This is a genomic window from Brevibacterium limosum, from assembly GCF_011617705.1.
GTDB classification, from domain to species: domain Bacteria; phylum Actinomycetota; class Actinomycetes; order Actinomycetales; family Brevibacteriaceae; genus Brevibacterium; species Brevibacterium limosum.
Genome location: NZ_CP050154.1, coordinates 2178810 through 2194748, shown reverse-complemented (window position 1 = coordinate 2194748; position 15939 = coordinate 2178810). Strand labels below are relative to the sequence as shown.

15 protein-coding genes are annotated in these 15939 nt (G+C 65.0%); 12 read left to right on the top strand and 3 right to left on the bottom strand.

Annotated elements, in window-relative coordinates; translation table 11 throughout:
• Positions 1-234: 234 nt before the first annotated feature.
• Both GUY37_RS09820 and GUY37_RS09815 read left to right on the top strand, forming a co-directional pair.
• Positions 235-1545 (top strand): MFS transporter, encoded by a 1311-nt coding sequence (locus GUY37_RS09820; protein WP_166825050.1) that lies wholly within the window; start codon positions 235-237, stop codon positions 1543-1545.
• A gap of 147 nt (positions 1546-1692) precedes the next feature.
• Positions 1693-3162 (top strand): peptide MFS transporter, encoded by a 1470-nt coding sequence (locus GUY37_RS09815; RefSeq protein ID WP_166825047.1) that lies wholly within the window; start codon positions 1693-1695, stop codon positions 3160-3162.
• 227 nt (positions 3163-3389) lie between these two features.
• Here the strand turns inward: GUY37_RS09815 and GUY37_RS09810 are convergent, their stop codons facing one another.
• Positions 3390-4238, bottom strand: coding sequence for a CPBP family intramembrane glutamic endopeptidase (locus GUY37_RS09810; RefSeq protein ID WP_228278130.1), 849 nt, complete (start codon positions 4236-4238; stop codon positions 3390-3392).
• An 85-nt stretch (positions 4239-4323) separates the two neighbouring features.
• Between GUY37_RS09810 and GUY37_RS09805 the strand changes: the two genes are divergently transcribed.
• Together GUY37_RS09805 and GUY37_RS09800 are read left to right on the top strand one after the other, a co-directional pair.
• Positions 4324-5526: a molybdopterin molybdotransferase MoeA gene (locus GUY37_RS09805; protein ID WP_166825044.1), complete on the top strand. Its 1203-nt coding sequence runs from the start codon at positions 4324-4326 to the stop codon at positions 5524-5526.
• A gap of 92 nt (positions 5527-5618) precedes the next feature.
• Complete coding sequence (locus GUY37_RS09800) at positions 5619-6827, top strand: ThiF family adenylyltransferase (RefSeq protein WP_166825040.1); 1209 nt, start codon at positions 5619-5621, stop codon at positions 6825-6827.
• Positions 6828-6881: 54 nt separating this feature from the next.
• Here the strand turns inward: GUY37_RS09800 and GUY37_RS09795 are convergent, their stop codons facing one another.
• Positions 6882-7127 (bottom strand): MoaD/ThiS family protein, encoded by a 246-nt coding sequence (locus GUY37_RS09795; protein WP_166825037.1) that lies wholly within the window; start codon positions 7125-7127, stop codon positions 6882-6884.
• Positions 7128-8216, bottom strand: a complete 1089-nt coding sequence (moaA, locus tag GUY37_RS09790; protein ID WP_166825034.1) for a GTP 3',8-cyclase MoaA — start codon at positions 8214-8216, stop codon at positions 7128-7130.
• Positions 8217-8257: 41 nt separating this feature from the next.
• Between moaA and GUY37_RS09785 the strand changes: the two genes are divergently transcribed.
• From GUY37_RS09785 to GUY37_RS09750, 8 genes are all read left to right on the top strand, one after another.
• Positions 8258-9466: a molybdopterin molybdotransferase MoeA gene (locus GUY37_RS09785; protein WP_228278129.1), complete on the top strand. Its 1209-nt coding sequence runs from the start codon at positions 8258-8260 to the stop codon at positions 9464-9466.
• Positions 9463-9933 (top strand): cyclic pyranopterin monophosphate synthase MoaC, encoded by a 471-nt coding sequence (gene moaC, locus GUY37_RS09780; protein WP_166829600.1) that lies wholly within the window; start codon positions 9463-9465, stop codon positions 9931-9933. Before GUY37_RS09785 ends, moaC begins: the two co-directional genes overlap by 4 nt.
• A complete protein-coding gene (locus GUY37_RS09775) occupies positions 9930-10361 on the top strand; it encodes a molybdenum cofactor biosynthesis protein MoaE (RefSeq protein ID WP_166825032.1) in 432 nt (143 codons plus the stop codon). The genes moaC and GUY37_RS09775 overlap by 4 nt, the downstream gene beginning before the upstream one ends.
• The gene (locus tag GUY37_RS09770; RefSeq protein ID WP_152346539.1) at positions 10358-10759 is read left to right on the top strand and encodes a TOBE domain-containing protein; all 402 of its coding nucleotides are present in this window, start codon (positions 10358-10360) and stop codon (positions 10757-10759) included. Before GUY37_RS09775 ends, GUY37_RS09770 begins: the two co-directional genes overlap by 4 nt.
• 95 nt (positions 10760-10854) lie before the next feature.
• Positions 10855-11619 (top strand): molybdate ABC transporter substrate-binding protein, encoded by a 765-nt coding sequence (gene modA, locus GUY37_RS09765; protein WP_166825029.1) that lies wholly within the window; start codon positions 10855-10857, stop codon positions 11617-11619.
• Positions 11620-11621: 2 nt separating this feature from the next.
• Complete coding sequence (locus GUY37_RS09760) at positions 11622-13337, top strand: ABC transporter permease (protein WP_166825026.1); 1716 nt, start codon at positions 11622-11624, stop codon at positions 13335-13337.
• Positions 13338-13365: 28 nt separating this feature from the next.
• Positions 13366-15057 (top strand): AMP-binding protein, encoded by a 1692-nt coding sequence (locus GUY37_RS09755; RefSeq protein WP_166825002.1) that lies wholly within the window; start codon positions 13366-13368, stop codon positions 15055-15057.
• Positions 15058-15182: 125 nt separating this feature from the next.
• Complete coding sequence (locus GUY37_RS09750) at positions 15183-15932, top strand: amino acid ABC transporter ATP-binding protein (RefSeq protein WP_166824999.1); 750 nt, start codon at positions 15183-15185, stop codon at positions 15930-15932.
• Positions 15933-15939: the final 7 nt, after the last annotated feature.

Genomic DNA, 15939 nt, shown 5'->3' with positions numbered 1-15939 from the left:
ACCGATCTGCGTTCTTTCTGAGTCGGGGATGGGAATGGGGTCCGTGCCATGGTGACGAAACTCAACGTCACCTGGTGCGCTTGCACTCGAATCGGGTGGCCAAACACAGTAGCCTGAGGGAGAACCTTCGGTTCGACTTTCTCCGACTGGCAGAGTGCATCTACCGAGTGATTTGATCCAGGTCACCACGGCGGCACGACCTCCCGGACGTTCGGGAGCAGAAACTGGATTGATATGACAGACAGCGATATTCCCGCCGCGGCTCGACTCTCCGCCGGGCAGCAGTCCCCACCGACTCTGTTCTCGGCCGTCGGACGCAGCTATTTTCCGATCGCCTTCGTCGCCCGCATGCCGTTCGCGATGATCGTCGTCGGTGTCCTCACCCTCGTCGTGGCCGGTCGCGGATCACTGAGCCTGGGCGGAATCAACTCCGCCATGGTCGGATTGGGCACGGCCCTGTTCGGATCGTTCATCGGGGCGGCAGCCGATCGCTGGGGACAGCGCTATGTTCTGCTCATCGTCGGGGTCCTCAACTGTCTGGCCCTGACCTTCATGGCCTGGGTCGTCTTCAGTCCGCTGCCCGATTCCGTCGTCTTCATCGCCGCGTTCGCGATCGGTGCCACCTCGCCCCAGGTGGCACCGATGTCACGGTCACGCATCGTCGGCATCGTCATGACGGCACTGCCGTCGACGAGGCGGCCGAAGGTGCTCAACGCCACGATGGCCTACGAATCCGCCGCCGATGAGGTCATCTTCGTCTTCGGGCCCTTCCTCGTCGGCCTCTTGGCAACGTTCTTCACCCCAGTCGCCCCCATCATCGGCGCCATCGTGATGACGCTCGTCTTCGTCTCCGCCTTCGCCCTGCATCCGACGGGGCGGGCACGCTCGGCAGGGACGTCGAACAGCCGCGGCGAGCGCGCTCCGGCGAAGGACATATTCACCGCCGGTGTCTTCGTCATCATCCTCGGCGTCTTCGGCGTCGGGATGGTGTTCGGCTCCACGCTCACGGCTCTGACCGCCCTGACCAACGACATCGGCCGACCGGAGGAAGCCGGCCTCATCTACGGTGTCATGGGCATCGGCTCTGCGGTGCTGGCGATCTCGGTGGCGCTCTTTCCCTCAGCGTTCGCGCTGTGGGCCCGGCTGCTGTCCTTCGCGCCCGTTCTGGTCACAGGATCTGTCATCCTCGCATCGACTGAATCGATGCCGGTCATCGTCATGGCTCTGCTGCTCATGGGCACGGGAATCGGCCCGAGCCTCGTCACCCTCTTCAGTCTCGCTGCCGAACGCGCACCGCTCGGACGGTCGGCGACGGTGATGTCAATGGCGGGGTCGGCGATCATCGTCGGCCAATCGGTGTCCTCGGCGATCAACGGAATCCTCGCCGAGGATCAGGGGACGGCCGTGGCGATGGCTGTTCCGGTGGCCGCCTCGGCGATCGTCCTGTGTGCCGGCGTGCTCAATCTCGTGGTCGGCAGACGTGACGACCGGAAGGCAGCCAGGCCATCACGGCAGCGCGTCACTGGGGCCCAAGACGAGATCTGAATCACTCCGACTTTCCGCTTTCTGGGACGCTGTGTCCCAGTGTCTGCCTGGTGTGACCAGGGGGTGGCCGAGGAGTAATATGTCCGCTGGTCCATCGTGAAACAGCACACGGAACGTGGCATTTCACACCACTACGGAAAGCACACAATGTCTTCAAGCACCTCGACGACCGAGGCCGTCCGCAGCGATACCCGCTTCTTCGGACACCCTCTGCCGCTCATGCAGCTGTTCAGCCTGGAACTGTGGGAGCGCTTCTCCTACTACGGGATGAACGGCATCCTCGCCATCTACCTCTACTTCAGCGTCACCGACGGCGGCATGGGGATGGAGCAGGGCACAGCCGTGGGGATCGTCGGTGCGTACGGCGGTGCTGTCTTCCTCGCCACCATCCTCGGCGCCTGGATCGCCGATCGGCTGGCGGGAGCGGAGAAGGTGCTCTTCTACTCCGCGATCATCATCATGATCGGCCACATCTGCCTGGCACTCATCCCCGGCTTCGGGGGAGTGGCGGTCGGCCTCATCCTCGTCGCACTCGGCTCCGGCGGTCTCAAGGCAAACGCCTCGGCGCTGGTCGGAGAACTCTACGAAGAGAAGGACCCACGCCGTGACGCCGGCTTCACTATCTTCTACATGGGCGTGAACATCGGTGCGCTCCTCGGCCCGCTCATCACCGGTCTGCTGCAGAAGAACATCGGATTCCACTACGGGTTCGGCGCCGCCGCCGTCGGCATGGCCCTCGGCCTCATCATCTACCTCACCGGACGCAAGAGTCTGCCACCGGAGTCGCGAGTAGCGGTCAATCCGCTGCCGAAGAACAAGCTCTACCTCTTCATCGTGGCCGTCGTGGTCGTCGTTCTCCTCGCCGTCATTCTGTGGATGACGAAGATCGTCAACCCTGAGAATCTCGATTGGTGGATCGCGGGAATCTCTGCCGGCGCGGCCGCCTGCTACTTCATCGTCATGTACACCTCGCCGCAGACGGACCCCGACGAGCGGTCCCGCGTGCTCGCCTTCGTCCCGTTCTTCATCACGGTTGTGGTGTTCTGGTCGATGTATCAGCAGATCTTCGGAGTTCTGACCGTCTACTCGGATACGCAGCTCAACCGTTCGATCTTCGGGTGGGAGATGCCGATCAACTGGATCCAGCTGATCCCTGCGTTCTTCGTCATCGTCTTCGCCCCGCTGTTCGCGACGATGTGGATGAAGCTCGGTCCGAAGCAGATCTCGACCCCGGTCAAGGCCGGTCTGTCGCTTGTGCTCATCGGCATCGGCTTCCTCATGTTCCTGCCCTTCGCTGAGGCCGGTCCCAATGAGACGCCGCTGCTGTGGGTCGCCCTGATTCTGGCCGTATTCGTCTTCGGTGAGCTGCTCATCTCGCCGGTGGGACTCTCGTTCTCCACGAAGGTCGCTCCGAAGGTCTTCCAGTCGCAGATGATCGCCGTGTTCTTCCTCGCCTCGGGTGTGGGAACTGCGCTGTCCGGTGTGCTCGGCGGCTACTTCGACGCTGCCAACCAGGCGCCGTACTGGCTCTCGGTCGGCGGTTCGTCGGTTGTGCTCGGCTTGCTTGCGCTGACCCTGACGAAGCCGATGCTGGGGCTCCTGCGCGGAATCCGCTGAGGCAGCTGCCGCGTGAATAGTCCACGCAGTTCGAAGGCCCCTCCGAGTCACCGTCTCGGAGGGGCCTTCGTCGTCGCATGCGACCGTCCCTCACTACTGGTGCCATTTCAGAGGGTTGCAACACGAGGGTATGGCCGGACGAGTGACAGATGCCGGACCAGCTGTAGGTTATGTGAGTTCGAGTGAGGGATGCTGTGCCACCGGGAAGACATGGCGGTTGCGGAGCCTCAGACTCCGATGAAGATGGGCAGTGCCTGCGGGTGATGGGCGTGGACGATCGTGAGGAACACGAGCGCGTCGAAGAGCAGATGCACCGTGACCGTATAGGGCAGTGACTTCGTGCGTGTGAAGATGAAGGCCTGCACGAGTGCAAAGGGGATCGTCAGCAGAGGTCCGATCGAACGGTAGCCGAGCTCCCAGAGGAATGAGACGAAGATGATCGTGGTGAACACATTCGCCGTCCAGAACGCGAAGTGTTTGCGCAGCAGAGCGAAGACGGTGCAGATGAAGAACAGCTCGTCCCAGATGCCCACGGCGTTGACCCCGAAGAACAGACGGATGATCTCCGACCAGTTCGTCAGCGGCGGCCAGTTGAGGTAGACCCCGGTGCGCATGAAGTACTGCGGCAGCACCGCCCAGGCGACCACGACGACGAAGACCAGCCACCCCCATTCGAGCCGCGACCACGGTTGGCCGCGCCGCATCGGGTACTGAATCGTCTTGTCGTCGAAGACATAGCGAGTCACCAGCCACGGGCCGACGACGACGGCGGAGAGCACGACGCCCATCCGCGCGATGTTCGTCCATGAGATATCGGCCTCGACCGAGATCGCCGAGATGAGCGCGAGACAGCCGGTGATGATGCTGAGGTCCCGAGCGAAGCTCCGGTTGACGCTCCACGCAATGACGAGGGCCGCGAGCATCGGCGCATACCCGAGACCTCGGACCTGCGGAAACGTGGTTCCCACACCGAAGAGCACAACTGCCGAGACCGCCAGCAAGGCAGCCGCAGCGGCCTCCCAGCTGAGCGGTTTCAACTGCGAGGGTTCGATGGTTACTGCTCGGTCAGTGTCCACGCTCCACACTGTAGACGAACCAGGCCCGACCCGCACCGGAACATTCGTCCGCGACGCGTAGGATCGACGTGAGGGAAGGACATCATTGGACCCAGAGGACTACTCCGAGCTCATCGCCGAACTGGCACCGGTGCCGCGCACCGAGGTGGTGCCCGTGACGATCGCCGCCGGGCGCACCACCGGGGCAGACATCACTGCTCCACGCTCGGTGCCTGCCTTTGCCGCCTCGGCGATGGATGGATTCGCGCTCGACTCTCAAGCCCTGACCGCCGCCAGTATGGGCGAGGCCGTCCGAGTCGTCGGCGACACCCCTGCCGGCCACGATTCGGTCGCCCTTCAGTCGGGATGCGCGGTGCGTGTTATGACAGGGGCTCCCGTGCCCACCAGCGCCGAGGCGGTCGTGCCCGTCGAACTCACCGACGCCCGGCAGACGGGGGCGGCACCCGCAGCCATCCGGATCGGTTCCCTTCCCGAACCCGTTCCCACCCTGTGGAACATCCGCTCGATCGGCGAAGACATGGACCGCGGGGACATGATCCTGCCCGCGGCGGAGCGGATCACGGCCGCCGGAGTCGGCACCCTCGCGATGCTCGGCATCACCGAGATCGAGACGGTCCACCCCCGCATCGGCGTGGTCGTCACCGGAGACGAAGTCCAGAGCACCGACCACGCACGCGGCTCGTCCGGCCCCCAGATCTTCAACTCGAACCTGCCGATGCTCGCCACCGCCGTCCGCCGACTCGGTGCCGAACCCGTCGAAGCCACCTGCGGCGACGATGCCGACGAGCTGCGCAGCGTACTCACTGCGATGGAGGCCGAGGCCGATCTCGTCGTGACGACCGGCGGAATCAGCGCCGGCGCTTTCGAAGTCGTCCGTCAGACCTTGGAACCCGGCCACTCGACCTTCCGCCGTCTCGAGATGCGACCGGGATCCCCTCAGGGTTTCGGACGCTTCGGCACCCTGCCGCTGCTCCACCTGCCCGGCACACCGCAGGGAGCCTTCGTCGCCTTCCACCTCTTCACCGGCTCGCTGCTGGCCGGAAAGACGCTGGGGCAGAGATGGCGGAAGGGCATCCTCGCGGGACCGAACCTCCGACGGCACGGCAACGCCGTCACCTTCCGTCCCGGCACTTTCACCGAGACGGGGGAGATCCTCGCCGCCGACCGAGCCAGACTGCCGGACTTCGCCGTCGCCGACGTGATCATCAGAATCCCAAGCGGCACAGATTCCCTGCGAGGCTCAGAGGAACTGGGCGCGGGCACGGTCATCGACTACCTCGAGTGCTGAGGCCGAAACCTGGGCACAGACTCTGCCGGACCGTCACAGGCACCGGTCGAACAGCACAGCCACAGCAAGAACGGCCGCATTAGGATGGAACCATGTCCATCTCACGTCTCGACTCTGCCGACCGGTCCCGCTACGCCCGGCAGCTCCGGCTGTCCGGATTCGGAGAGAGCGCGCAGGCGGCACTGCTCGACTCGCATGTCCTCGTCATCGGTGCCGGCGGGCTCGGCGCCCCGATTCTCAGCTATCTGGCGGCCGTCGGCATCGGCACGATCACCGTGGTCGACCCCGACATCGTCGAACTGAGCAATCTGCATCGGCAGGTCATCCACACCGAGGCGGCCATCGGCACCCGCAAGATCGATTCCGCCCAGCAGCGGATGAAAGGGATCAACTCGTCGATCGAGGTCCGCACGATCCCTCGGCTGCTGACCCCTGACAATGCCCTCGACATGTTGGACGGCGTCGACCTCGTCATCGACGGCAGCGACAACTTCGCCACCCGCTACCTCGCCAATGATGCCTGCGAGATTCTCGGCATCCCCCTCGTCTGGGGAACCATCCTCGGCTTCGACGGTCAGGTCGCCGTCTTCGACACCGAGCACGGTGCGACCCTGCGCGACCTCTATCCCGAGGTCCCCGCCCCGGGAAGCGTGCCCGACTGCTCGGTCGCCGGGGTCCTCGGACCCCTGTGCGGAAGCATCGGCTCAGCCATGGCGATGGAAGCCATCAAGGTGCTGACCGGAATCGGCACACCTCTGTACAGCAGTGTGGCCATCCACAGCAGCCTCGACGCCGGTTGGGAGAGAGTTCCGGTCTCACCGATCCCCGGCAGAACTCCGATCACCGACCTCGAGCAGCATCGCGGCGACTACGAACAGCACTCATTCGATCTTCGCAGCGCAGACGACAGAGCACCGGAGGTCGGTGCCAGCCCAGAGAACACCCTGGGCCCGGCCACTGTCAGCTGGCCGGACCTCGGCGACAACCTCGTCATCGTCGACATTCGCGATGACGAGGAAGTCGCCTCGGGGATGGTCCCCGGCGCTGTCCACATCCCGATGGATGAACTGCTGGCCGATCCCAGCAGACTCCCGAAAGCACCATCGACCCTCACAACAGGTCCTGCTGATACGGCGGCCCTCTCGGAACCCGCGCATTCACATGGGATTGCGCTCTACTGCCGGTCGGGGATCCGTTCAGCGAAGACCGCTGCGCAGCTGCGCAGACAGGGTCTTGACGTCACCTCGATCAACGGCGGCTACCTCGCCTACCTGTCCCAACCGGCCTCGCAGCGAAGCTGACTGAGGGCAGCGCAGCGAAACTGACCGCCGGCACAGTCCCGTCGGCCCCGACCCTCAGCCGCCGGCGAACGGCGGGAGGACATCGACGGTGTCACCCTCGGACAGGGCTGCGGACCGATCGGTGGCTGCCACGGAGTTGACGAGGAAGCTCGAGCGCGACAGCACGGTCGCGGCTTGGGGGTCGGCCGCCTCGGCGAGGGTGGTGACGAGCTCAGCGACGGACCCCGCGCGGACCTGGGATTCGCGGGAGCCGAAGGCCTCCCGGGCTGCGGCGAAGAACCGGACGGTGATGGTGGGCACTTATCCTCCGATGGCGCTCATGGGACGTTGGGGCTGCTCGAATGAATCCGTGTCCATCCCATGACCGGCGAGCTTCTTCCAATGCGCGCCCTTCCACAGGTTCGCAATCGACTCGTCCGAGGCGCCGTCACGCATCGCGGTGAGCAGATCGACCTCGGTGCGTGAGAACAGGCAGGTGCGCACTCGGCCCTCCGCGGTCAGGCGGGTGCGGGTGCAGTCGGCGCAGAACGGACGCGTCACCGAGGCGATGATCCCGACATCACCGAGGATGGTGTCGGGATCGCGTCGATCGGCGACGAGGAACTTCTCGGCCGGGGCACCGCCCCGGGGAGCCGAATCCGGAGTGAGCACGAAACGGGGTTCGAGGAGTGCGAAGATGTCGGCTGCGGTGATCATCGACGTCCTATCCCAGGAATGGCCGGCATCCAAGGGCATCTGCTCGATGAACCGCAGACTCAGTCCCTGCTCAAGGCACCATTGCAGCAGATCGGGAGCCTGCGCATCATTCATCCCCGGCAGCAGCACGGCATTGATCTTCACAGGTGCGAGTCCGGCGGACTTCGCCCCGTCGATGCCCTCGAGTACACGTCTGAGGAACGGGCGTCGGGTCATGGTCTCGAATGTCTCCGGATCGATCGTGTCGAGCGAGACGTTGATGCGATCCAGGCCGGCGTCCTTCAGCCCCGCGGCCCGTTTGTCCAGACCGATCGCGTTCGTCGTCAGCGCGATGTTCGGTCGCGGCTCCAAAGCCGCGACACCGGCGATGATCTCGTTGATGTCCTTGCGGGTCAGGGGTTCGCCACCGGTGAACCGGACCTGGTCGACGCCGAACTTCTCCACGGCGATGCGGACGAAGCGGACGATTTCGTCGCCGGTCATCGCGGAATCGCGAGACATGAACTCGACGCCTTCTTCCGGCATGCAGTACGTACAGCGCAGGTTGCAGAAGTCCGTGAGTGAGATGCGGAGGTCCCGAGCGCGACGATCGAAGGTGTCGAGCAGAGCACTCTCGTTGTGAGCGGTGAACTCCTCGCCCAGGTCGACTGTCGGAGTTCTCAGCACCGGCATGGGCAGACCGATCTTCTCCATTGCGTCATCCTCCTTGAAAAGCGTGTCGATATCATCGTCCCATGACTACTGCGAAGATGCATCGTGAGCGCATATCCGAGATCATATCGCCGCTGACCGGCACCACGACCCTGCCGCTGAGTTCTCTGGTCGACTCGCCGAGGCGGCTGACCGCCGATGTGGCATCGCCGATCGATGTGCCCGGCTTCGACAACTCGAGCATGGACGGCTATGCACTCGCCGCAGCCACGGTGGACGAGCTGCGCGGCCGCCCGGTCCCCGTGCGCGGCCGCGTCGCCGCAGGAGCACGCGGTGAGGCAGTGGAGCCGGGTACCGCAGTGGAGATCATGACCGGAGCACCGCTGCCCGCGGGCACCGACATGGTCGTCAAGGTCGAAGACACCGAGCCGGGACGCTTCGGTGCCGAAACCATCACGATCGTCGGTCCCGCCGAAGCCCGGCCGGGAACCTTCGTCCGTCGCCGCGGCTCCGACGTTCGCATCGGTGAGACCGTGCTGAGAGCGGGCACCATGCTGACCCCCGCCCACCTCGGCGTGGCCGCCGCGTGTGGGGTCAACGACCTGCCGGTGCTCGGCCTGCCGCGGGTCCTCGTCGTGAGCACAGGGGACGAGATCGCCGCCGAGGCGGCCGCCGGGATCAACGACGCGAACTCCGTCACGCTCTCTGCCGGGCTGCGCCGCCTCGGTGTGGACACGGAAGTCGCTTCTGTTCCCGACGACCCGCAGCAGCTGCTCGACCGTGTGCGCCGCAGTGCTGCACAGCTCGTCATCTCCACCGGGGGCATCTCGAAGGGTGCGCACGAGGTCGTCAAACTCGCGGCCGAACTCGACCCGGACTCCTCCATGGTCTTCGAACCCATCGCCATGCAGCCCGGCGGACCGCAGGGATGCGGACTTCTGGCCGACCATGCCTGGGTGGCGCTGCCGGGCAACCCGGTGAGCACACTCATCAGCTTCGAACTCTTCATCCGCCCCGCTCTGCTCGGACTGGCCGGACACGAGTCCCCCCGTGAGGTCGCCCACCACCGCTTGGCCCATGGATTCGACGAAGCTCCTCCGGAGGGAAAGCTCCAGGTCCGCCGCGCCAGGCTCACGGAGGCTGGTCTCGAGTTCGTCGGCGACTCCCGGTCCCACCTGCTCCACAGCTACGCCGAAGCCACCCACCTCGTCTTCGTCTCACCCGAGCAGCCGGGCGCAGACGATCCGTTCTCAGCTGCGGGAGATAGGCTGATGACGTGGAAGATCGCATGAAACTCAGCCACGTCGACGCATCCGGGACCGCCCAGATGGTCGATGTCGGCGACAAAGACGTCACGAAGCGCCGAGCCGTTGCCTCAGGACTCATCACCACCCGGCCCGAGGTCATCGACCTCATCGCCGAGGCGGGACTGCCCAAGGGCGATGCCCTGCCGGTGGCCCGCATCGCGGCCGTGATGGGCGCCAAGCGCACCAGCGACCTCATCCCGCTGTGCCATCCGCTGCCGCTGACGGGAATCGACGTGGAGTTCGAACTCCGTGACGCCGCGGTGGCCATTACCGCGGCGGTGAAGACCGTGTCGAAGACCGGGGTCGAAATGGAGGCTCTGACGGCCGTGGCCACAGCGGCGCTGACGATTTTCGACATGATCAAAGCCGTCGACAATCAGGCCGTCATCGGTGATATCAGGGTCATCGAGAAGACCGGCGGAAAGAGCGGAGATCGGACTCGAGAGCCATGAGTACCGGAACAGTAGTGACCACGGGAGTCGTCGAGACCCCGATTTCGACCCAGGAACTCGAACCCGACGTCCTCACCGACACCTGCGGTGCCGTCGTCAGCTTCTCCGGAGTCATCCGCGACCACGACGAAGGTCGGGGCGTGGACCGTCTGCACTACGAATCCCATCCGCTCGCCAGCACCCAGATCGCCGAGGTGGCTGCGGACATCGCCGCCCGCCACCCCACGGTCAGGCTCTCCGTCGTCCACCGAGTCGGAGACCTCTCGATCGGAGACATAGCTCTGGCCGCGGTCGTCGCCTCCGCGCACCGGAGGGGTGCCTTCCTTGCCTGTTCCGAACTCATCGATGAGGTCAAGGCTCGGGTGGCGATCTGGAAGCACCAGCACTTCAGCGACGGCTCCGACGAGTGGGTAGGAGCTCTCGAATGACCCGGCTGCGCATCAGCGATGCGGCACGCTTCCTCGGCGTCAGCGATGACACGGTGCGCCGGTGGGTCGCCGACGGTCGCCTGTCCCAGCTCAAGGACTCCTCGAACCGAGCCGTCGTCGAGGGCAGCGAACTGGCCGCACTGGCTCAATCGTCATCGGGCGCTCTGCCCGATCCCAGCGGAGTGGTGAGCTCCTCACGCAACCGCTTCGCCGGTCTCGTCACAGACGTCAGCATCGACGGAGTGATGGCTCAGGTCAGCATGCAGTGCGGGCCGTTCCGCGTGGTGTCGCTGATGTCGGCCGAAGCCTGTCGCGAACTCGAGCTCGAACCGGGAAGTCTCGCAACTGCCTCGGTGAAGGCGACGATGGTATCGATCGACACCGTCCCGGGTTCGTGAGAATCTGTCAGCAGTTTCGGACAGGAGGACTCGAAGAAGTCTCATAATCGGATCTGAAGTCGACAGACAGGCGCATCTGCGGGTTCAATGGGTGTATGAAGAAAACTCTGCTGGGGCTCTGCACCGTCGCAGCCCTGACCCTGGCCGCCTGCTCGACGGGACCGGAATCTCAAGCCGAAGCGGACCGGCCGGCAGAGATCACAGTCTTCGCCGCGGCCTCGCTGACCGAGGTCTTCGACGACATCGCCGACGAGTACAAAGCCGCGGATGCGAACGCTCCTGATGTGAAGTTCTCCTTCGCCGGCTCGTCCGACCTCGTGTCCCAGATCTCCGAAGGCGCACCCGCCGATGTCATCGCGACCGCCGATGAGACGACGATGGACACGCTGGCATCCGACGATCTGCTTGCCGGTGATCCGGAGATGTTCGCCTCGAACACGCTGACCCTGGCCGTGGCCGACGGCAACCCGAAGGCGATCACGAGCTCGGCGGACTTCACAGGAAACGACCTCGTCGTCTGCGCACCCCAGGTGCCCTGCGGAGCCGCGACGGAGAAATGGGCCGGCCTCAACGACGCCGAACTCGATCCGGTCAGCGAAGAGAACTCCGTGACCGATGTGCTCGGCAAGGTCAGCGCCGGGCAGGCCGACGCCGGAATCGTCTACGTCACCGATATCGCCCGGGCCGACGGCGAGGTCGAACAGGTCGACCTCGATGGAGCCGACAAGGTGATCAACAAGTACCCGGCAGCCACCGTCAAGGCCAGTGAGCACCAGGACGAGGCCGACGCCTTCGTGAAGTTCCTCGGCTCCGACACAGCCCAGAAGCTGCTTCGCGACGCCGGATTCGCCGCAGGCTGACCATGCCCGCACCACCCCCGACGCGACCGGCCACACCCCCGACACGCTCACCGAGGCGGCGCACAGCGGATGCGCTGATTCCCGGCTGGCTGTGGCTGCCCGCCGTCATCGGCATCGTGTTCCTGCTCCTGCCGATCATCGGCATGCTCACCCGAGTCGACCCGCAGAGTCTGCTCGCCGTGATCACTGCCGAGGAGTCCCGCCTGGCGATGCAGCTGTCCCTGCTGACCTCGGTGACCTCGGCGCTCATCAGCGTCCTCATCGGCTTCCCCCTCGGGTACCTGCTCGCCACCCGGCGGTTCCCCGGCCAGCGCATCGTACGCACCCTCATCCTGCTTCCCCTCGTCCTGCCGCCGGTGGTCAGCGGTCTCGCTCTGCTCTACACCTGGGGCCGGTCGGCCATCCTCGGCGGGGGACTCGAATCAGTGGGGCTCAGCCTCGCCTACACCACGTCGGCGGTGATCATGGCGCAGATCTTCGTCTCCCTGCCGTTCATGGTCATGTCCGTCGAGACCGCCACCGCGGGGCTCGGGCGTCGCTACGAACTCACCGCAGCAGAACTCGGAGCGAAACCCAACCGCGTGTTCTTCACGGTCACTCTGCCGCTGCTCAGACACGGAATCATCACGGGAGCCGTGCTGTGCTTCGCACGCTCTCTCGGAGAGTTCGGGGCGACGCTGACCTTCGCCGGATCGCTGTCCGGCGTCACTCGCACGATGCCCCTGCAGATCTACCTCGTGCGCGAGACCGACCCGCAGGCGGCCATCGGGCTCTCACTTCTGCTCATCGTCATCGCCGTGCTCATCATCATCCTGGCCTACCGGTCCCCGCACGCGCCCCGGCTGAGGTCACCGCACAGCACCCCGACACCAACCCCCACCGAGGCGGCCCCGCACTCCGTGGGCTGCAAACCGCGAGGTGGGGGAGAGACGGGCCCAGGGACGCGGTCCGCGCACCGGTTGAGATCTGCGCAGAGCATCAGCGCCGAAGTCCGGCTGAACTCCCGCGGAGTCGATCTGGATCTCACCTCCGCACTGCCGGGAACCACCGCGATCATCGGCCGCAACGGGGCCGGAAAATCCACCCTGCTCCAAGTGCTCACCGGCGCTCTGCTGCCTGATTCGGGGCGGCTGCGCATCGGGGAGGACACGGTGTTCGACATCGACGCCGGGCTGTGGCCGCCCGTCCACGACCGCGGAATCGTCCATCTCGCACAGAACCCCCTCCTGTTCCCGCACCTGAGCGTCATCGACAACGTCGGGTTCGGTCTGCGAGCTCACGGTTCGACTCGCGGCGCCGCACGTGAACGGGCGCAGGCGATGCTCGACCGCCTCGGCGTGGGACAGTGCGCGAACCGCAGACCGGACGCCGTCTCCGGAGGCCAGGCCGCCCGCATCGCTTTGGCACGTGCGCTCGTCGTCGAACCGAAGCTGCTGCTGCTCGACGAGCCGCTGGCTGCACTCGACGTGGATGTGGCAGTCGAGACCCGGCAGGTGCTGGTCCGGCTGCTCAAGGGGCGCGCCGCGCTGCTTGTCACTCATGACCTCGATGACGTCACCGCCTTGGCCGATTCCCTTGTCCTGGTGGAGAGCGGAATCGTTGCCCACTCGGCTCCCGTCGGGCAGGTCGATCCCGAAGCCGCAGGTGAGGGCGCCGAATTCCTCACCAGCTTTTGCATGCGGGACCGGGACGGAATAGTGTGCAATCAGTCACAGTGAAAATTGGCATGCAAGGGAGCACACCGCAGTGTCCGAATTGTCCTACTCGTCGGGAACATCGACGGAACCGCTGCTCGGGATCACGATCGCCGAGCACATCAAACGCACCGCAGCCGAAAATCCCGAAGCGCCGGCATTGGTCGACCGGCATTCGAACCGCAGGTGGACCTACTCCGAGTTCGATCGCGATACGGACGCACTGGCCATCGGCCTCCTCGAGCGGGGAGTGAAGAAGGGTGACCGAGTCGGCATCTGGGCGCAGAACGTCGGCGAATGGGCACTCGTCCAGTACGCCACGGCGAAGATCGGTGCGATCCTCGTCAACGTCAACCCCGCCTACCGCAGCCACGAACTCGAATTCGTCGTCGAACAGTCCGGAATGAGTCTGATGATCTCGCAGATCGTCGCGCCTCCGCACTCGGACTTCCACGCCATCGCCACCGAGGTGGCTGCCAAGGTCCCCGCCCTCGATCTCGTGTTCCTCGACACCGTCTCCGCAGACCTCCTCGGCGACGTGACTGTGGGCGAGCACGAGTCCTTCGCCCATCTCATCGGGCAGGGACGCGAGATGCTCGAGGACACGGGGGCGAAGTACGCGGTGCGGCTGCAGCAGGTCATCGACGATCTCTCGGCCGATGATCCGATCAACATCCAATACACCTCCGGAACGACCGGCTTCCCCAAGGGCGTGACGCTCAGCCACCACAACATCCTCAACAACGGCTTCTTCATCGGCGAGATGCTCTCGTACACCTCGGCAGACACCGTCGTCGTTCCCGTGCCGTACTACCACTGCTTCGGCATGGTCATCGGCAACCTCGCCGCGCTCAGCCACGGTTCCGCGGTCGTGCTGCCGGCACCCGCCTTCGACCCGGTGGCGACGATGGCGGCAGTCACCGAGGAGAAGGCCACCTCCCTCTACGGCGTGCCGACGATGTTCATCGCCGAACTCGAACACCCTCGGTTCTCCGAATTCGACTTCTCCACTCTGCGCACCGGCGTCATGGCAGGATCGCCCTGCCCGGTCAACACGATGCGCCGCGTCATCGACGATATGAATATGTCCGAGGTCGCCATCTGCTACGGAATGACGGAGACCGCCCCGGTGTCGATGATGACGCGGGTGGACGACTCGCTGCAGAAGCGCACCGAGACCGTCGGTCGCGTGATGCCGCACCTGGAGATCAAGATCGCCGACCCCGTCACCGGGCAGACCGTTCCGCGTGGCCAGAAAGGCGAATTCTGCACGCGGGGCTACGCTGTCATGCTCGGCTACTGGGAGCAGCCGGACAAGACGACCGAGACCATCGATGCGGCCCGGTGGATCCACACCGGGGATCTGGCCATCATGGACGACGACGGCTACGTCGACATCTCCGGACGGATCAAGGACATGGTCATCCGCGGAGGCGAGAACATCTACCCGCGCGAGGTCGAGGAGTTCCTCTACCACCATCCCGCGATCCGCGACGTCCAGGTCGTCGGCGTCTCCGATGAGAAATACGGCGAGGAGCTCATGGCATGGGTGATCCTCAAGGACGGATTCGACTCACTCACCTCCGAAGAGGTGCGTGAGTTCTGCACCGGCAAGCTCGCCCACTTCAAGATCCCTCGCTACGTCGAGGTCCGTGAGTCATTCCCGATGACGGTGTCGGGCAAGATCCGCAAGGTCGAGCTGCGCAGAGAAGGCGAGAAGCTCGCTCACACGGCCGACGTCTGAGGCGAGTCGCACGCCCCGGCAGGAACTGCAGCTGGGTGGGGTTCGAGGTCACAAGTCGGTTGCAGTTCCGCCTGCTCCTGGCGTGCCGTTCTCCCGCCCGCCCATTTTCACTAGGATCACAACATATGAGAGCTGAATCACCACCACTGGTGTCCTTGCGCAATGTCGAGAAGCACTACGGCGACTTCCACGCACTGAAGAACGTCAATCTCGATATCGCCGAACGCGAGGTCGTCGTCGTCATCGGGCCGTCCGGTTCGGGCAAGTCGACCCTGTGCCGGACGATCAATCGGCTGGAGACCATCACCTCCGGCAGCATCACCATCGACGGCAGGGAACTGCCTGCCGAGGGGGCGGCTCTGGCTCAGCTGCGCTCCGACGTCGGCATGGTGTTCCAGTCCTTCAACCTCTTCGCCCATAAGACGATCCTCGAGAACGTCACTCTGGGACCGATCAAGGTGCGCAGGATTCCGAAGGCCGACGCGGACAAGCAGGCGATGGCTCTGCTCGAACGGGTCGGCGTCGCTCACCAGGCCGACAAGTATCCGGCCCAGCTCTCCGGCGGTCAGCAGCAGCGTGTTGCGATCGCCCGGTCCCTGGCGATGAAGCCGAAGGTGATGCTCTTCGACGAACCCACCTCGGCGCTGGACCCGGAGATGATCAACGAGGTCCTCGACGTCATGGTCGGGCTGGCCGAAGAGGGCATGACCATGGTCGTGGTCACCCACGAGATGGGCTTCGCTCGCAAAGCCGCTCACCGCGTGGTGTTCATGGCCGACGGGGAGATCGTCGAAGTCGCCGAACCCGAGGAGTTCTTCACGAATCCTCAGAGCACCCGAGCGAAGGACTTCCTATCGAAGATCCTGACCAACTGAAACCACC

Excerpts from the sequence above, each read along its gene's own strand:
- GUY37_RS09760 (WP_166825026.1), top strand. The coding sequence starts at position 11,622 with ATGCCCGCACCACCCCCGACGCGACCGGCCACACCCCCGACACGCTCA.
- GUY37_RS09800 (WP_166825040.1), top strand. The coding sequence starts at position 5,619 with ATGTCCATCTCACGTCTCGACTCTGCCGACCGGTCCCGCTACGCCCGG.
- GUY37_RS09775 (WP_166825032.1), top strand. The coding sequence starts at position 9,930 with ATGAGTACCGGAACAGTAGTGACCACGGGAGTCGTCGAGACCCCGATT.
- moaC (WP_166829600.1), top strand. The coding sequence starts at position 9,463 with ATGAAACTCAGCCACGTCGACGCATCCGGGACCGCCCAGATGGTCGAT.
- GUY37_RS09815 (WP_166825047.1), top strand. The coding sequence starts at position 1,693 with ATGTCTTCAAGCACCTCGACGACCGAGGCCGTCCGCAGCGATACCCGC.
- GUY37_RS09820 (WP_166825050.1), top strand. The coding sequence starts at position 235 with ATGACAGACAGCGATATTCCCGCCGCGGCTCGACTCTCCGCCGGGCAG.
- GUY37_RS09750 (WP_166824999.1), top strand. The coding sequence starts at position 15,183 with ATGAGAGCTGAATCACCACCACTGGTGTCCTTGCGCAATGTCGAGAAG.
- GUY37_RS09770 (WP_152346539.1), top strand. The coding sequence starts at position 10,358 with ATGACCCGGCTGCGCATCAGCGATGCGGCACGCTTCCTCGGCGTCAGC.
- modA (WP_166825029.1), top strand. The coding sequence starts at position 10,855 with ATGAAGAAAACTCTGCTGGGGCTCTGCACCGTCGCAGCCCTGACCCTG.
- moaA (WP_166825034.1), bottom strand. The coding sequence starts at position 8,216 with ATGGAGAAGATCGGTCTGCCCATGCCGGTGCTGAGAACTCCGACAGTC.
- GUY37_RS09785 (WP_228278129.1), top strand. The coding sequence starts at position 8,258 with ATGACTACTGCGAAGATGCATCGTGAGCGCATATCCGAGATCATATCG.